At 52.6% G+C, this 869-nt stretch carries 1 protein-coding gene; it reads left to right on the top strand.

All coding sequences use genetic code 11. The features are described from left to right. Positions 1-98 precede the first annotated feature (98 nt). A complete protein-coding gene (locus PQR63_RS23600; protein WP_408170727.1) occupies positions 99-665 on the top strand; it encodes a pyridoxamine 5'-phosphate oxidase family protein in 567 nt (188 codons plus the stop codon). Positions 666-869: the final 204 nt, after the last annotated feature.

Genomic DNA, 869 nt, shown 5'->3' with positions numbered 1-869 from the left:
CTTCGTGATTTTCTTATCGATGCAGTTCAACGCCGTTTCTGCGCGCATCAGGCATAAGTGTTGGTAGCGGCCGAGTGCTGACTTTCGAGGTAACCGAGATGAATCTGGACGAGATCTATCAACATATCTGGAGCAGCATCCGCGTCGGTGCCAGTCCCACGCGTTCACCTTTTACGATGTGGCAGCTGGCCACTCTGGGCCTCGACGGCTCCCCGCAGATACGTTCAATCGTTTTACGAGGTGCGGACGAGAATGCCAGGCTTCTCTCTTTTCATGCCGATCGCCGATCAGCAAAAATAAAAGAAATAGAAGCCGATCCTCGTGTTTCAATGGTTTCGCTGGATCTGGAAAACTACGCACAGCTTCGCGTCAGTGGCGTAGCGGTCTTATCGCAAGAGCAGACTGATATACAACGGCTGTGGACCGAGGCGAAGCCGCATACGCTTATCTTGTATCAAGCACCTCTGGCACCTGCTACGGCCATTGATAGCCCGGAACAGGGGCAGGTGCAACAAGCGTCGGAAACGTCCGGCTTTGAGAATTTCGCGTTGATACAAATCCGGGTTTCCAAAATCGAATATCTGGACATCACTCCAGGTAATCATCAACGTGCGCTTTTCTCCTACGTCGGCGGGCGATGGGCAGAACAGTGGATTGCTCCGTAAAAAGTAACTCACTCGCCCGTGATGGCCCGGCAGATCCGTTACTGAGTTGTGGACTGGGCGTGTGTCATAGGGCGTTGGAAATCTCCGGTATTCATCACTGCATCATCACGGCGACCACGGACTGCCCCAAAGTACGGTTCATGCCTCTCCTTAAAGAAAACAGGCCCATCGATTGATGAGCCTGTTTGTGAGTTTGTCCATGGA

It is taken from the genome of Herbaspirillum rhizosphaerae, from assembly GCF_046025915.1.
In the GTDB taxonomy this organism is placed as follows: domain Bacteria; phylum Pseudomonadota; class Gammaproteobacteria; order Burkholderiales; family Burkholderiaceae_D; genus Herbaspirillum; species Herbaspirillum rhizosphaerae_A.
This window is presented reverse-complemented; position numbering and strand designations above follow the sequence as displayed.